The 2434-nt window shown below is 52.5% G+C and carries 3 protein-coding genes; all 3 read left to right on the top strand.

The genetic code is table 11. The features are described from left to right. Window positions 1-157: 157 nt before the first annotated feature. The 3 genes from DW850_RS09950 to DW850_RS09940 all read left to right on the top strand — a co-directional run bounded on the left by DW850_RS09950 (window position 158) and on the right by DW850_RS09940 (window position 2402). Window positions 158-748: a hypothetical protein gene (locus DW850_RS09950; protein ID WP_117786963.1), complete on the top strand. Its 591-nt coding sequence runs from the start codon at window positions 158-160 to the stop codon at window positions 746-748. A gap of 82 nt (window positions 749-830) precedes the next feature. Next, on the top strand, window positions 831-1532 hold the full coding sequence (locus tag DW850_RS09945; protein ID WP_118267526.1) for a sugar transferase: 702 nt from the start codon (window positions 831-833) through the stop codon (window positions 1530-1532). Beyond that, window positions 1533-2402 (top strand): glycosyltransferase family 2 protein, encoded by an 870-nt coding sequence (locus DW850_RS09940; protein WP_117786961.1) that lies wholly within the window; start codon window positions 1533-1535, stop codon window positions 2400-2402. Window positions 2403-2434 lie beyond the last annotated feature (32 nt).

The raw sequence follows: 2434 nt of genomic DNA, 5'->3' as shown, positions 1-2434 counted from the left end.
GCTGTTGCGTTGAGATTGAAAATCAACCGTAGATACATCTCCATACCCCTCTACAAAAACCTGTACTTTTGCGACTGCGCCTAGCTGCGAGCGAGAAGCCTGTTCTAAACGCCCCTGCATTTGCGTGCATCGCAAAGCCAAAGGGGGGGGCGAGAACATGGAACAGACGGCACGGCGCCAAGAGCAGCTGCCAGGCGCTTTTAACGGCGCCACCATCAGCAGCCAGCACGGCCGCGTTCGCTGGTATCTGGTTCACACCCCCCATGGAAAAGAGCGCGAGACCTGCGAAAAGGTCCGCCGCATTATCCCGCACAACCTTATGCAGGACGCTTTTGTGATGCAAAAGGAGTTCTGGTTTAAGCGGGACGGTGCCTGGTCGCTCCAAACCAAACCCATGTACAAGGAATATTTCTTCGTCGCTACGCACGATGCTGCCGCGCTCGATAGGGCTTTGGCCCAGTTGAGCTTTGGCTGCCGCATCGCCGGCAGTAGGGAGCGGGCGTACATGCCCATGCCGGACGACGCGCAGGGCTGGTACCGCAGTGTGCTGGACGACGACGGCGTGGTGCGTAACAGCGTTGCGCGCATAGAAGACGGCGTGTTGCACATAGAGCAGGGTCCCTTGGTGGGGCAAGAGGCCCGTGTAAAGAAGATCGACCGTCATAAACGCTGGTGCCTGGTGGACGTGGGCGAAGGCGACTCCGCATTTAGGGAGTTACTTCCGCTCGACGTGCCCAGCAAAACGTAAGGGAGACGTTGCACCGGCAATTCGTTCGCATTTTGATTCATGGACGGGGGGGGTTCCTGGGGACAGGGACGTAAGTTTTATCGTGACTGCTAAAGAAGTAACAGAGAGTTGTACATCAACGGTTGGTGCGCTGGCTTTCAATCAGATAAAGCCGAGCGGTACGCTTGGGTATCGCATCGTCAAGAGGCTGTTTGACCTTGTGTTTAGTCTTATGGCGATCGCTATTTTATTCATTCCAGTGGGTCTTGTGTGCGTCCTGATTTGTCTAGAGTCTCCGGGTAGTCCCTTGTACACCCAGGAGCGAATTGGCAAAAATGGCAAGGTCATTAAGATCTTTAAGCTGCGCAGCATGGTTGCCGATGCTGGCAATGTTCAGAAGTATTTAAATTTTGAGCAGCTGCATCAGTGGGAAATTGAGCGCAAGGTCGATAACGATCCGCGCATCACTAAGGTCGGGCAGTTTATTCGTAAGTGCTCTATCGATGAGATGCCGCAGTTTCTTAATGTTTTAAATGGTGATTTATCCGTTATCGGTCCTCGTCCCATTACGCGTGATGAACTCGAAATGCATTTTTCTGATGAGGATAAGGTTGTATTTCTTTCGGTTCAACCTGGAATTACCGGGTTATGGCAGGCGACGGATCGCAACGATGCGTCATTTGAAAGCGGTCTGCGCCAAAAAATCGAATTGCATTACGTGCGGAACCGTTGTTTCCGAATGGATTGGAAGTGTTTTGCTGGCACTTTCGGCGCCATGTTTGGCAAGGAGAGGACGGGCCGATAGATGGAAATATCCGTCATCATTCCGACTCTTAATGCTGAGCATGAAATCGATGGGCTTTTAATTGCCCTCGAACACCAGTCTATTCAGCCGGTTGATATCCTTATCGTTGATTCCGCTTCGGAAGATAAAACTATAGAGCTGGTCCGGCAGCACAAAAGAGTCCGCCTTCTGAAGATTGATCGCCAGGATTTCAACCACGGCACCACAAGAGACATGGCACTAAGGGAGTCGAGGGGTGACTTTGTATGCTTCCTTACCCAAGATGCTGTGCCTGTTTCTGATGATTACCTGGAGCGGCTTGTTGCTCCCATGCTTGATGATTCCGATATCGCTCTCGTAAGCGGCAGGCAGCTGCCTAAGGCGGATGCCCGACGTTTTGAACAGCTGGTGCGTGGTTTCAACTATCCCGACCGGCCATCCGTTCGTTCCAAATGTGATCTCGAGAAACTCGGTATTAAGACTTTTTTTGCATCTGATGCCTGTTCCGCTTATCGACGAACTGCATATCTCAAATGCGGCGGATTCGAGCACGTTAACACCAACGAGGACATGCTCATGGCGGCAAGGTTTATCGCCTCAGGGTTGAAGGTGGCTTACGAGCCGCGTGCAGAGGTCTATCACTCGCATAACTTGACGCCATCCCAACAGTTTGCCCGCAACCGCGCTGTTGGCTTCTTTCTCGAAACGCATGCAGACGAACTCATGCATGCAAGTGAGATTGGTGAAGGAAGCCGGCTCGCCAAGATGGTTTCGTCGCAACTTCTACGAGAGGGAAATCTTGGCGAGTTCGTTGCTTTCGGAGTCGATTGCTGCGCCCGCCTTCTCGGAAATCGCGCTGGCCGCAGGGCAGCAAGAAATGAAAGGTTATAGCCAATGAAAGGCATCATCCTCGCCGGCGGGTC

Source organism: Collinsella sp. AM36-4AA (genome assembly GCF_003467795.1).
GTDB lineage: Bacteria > Actinomycetota > Coriobacteriia > Coriobacteriales > Coriobacteriaceae > Collinsella.
The sequence above is the reverse complement of the archived record's forward strand: the minus strand, read 5'-3'. Positions and strand labels throughout refer to the sequence as shown.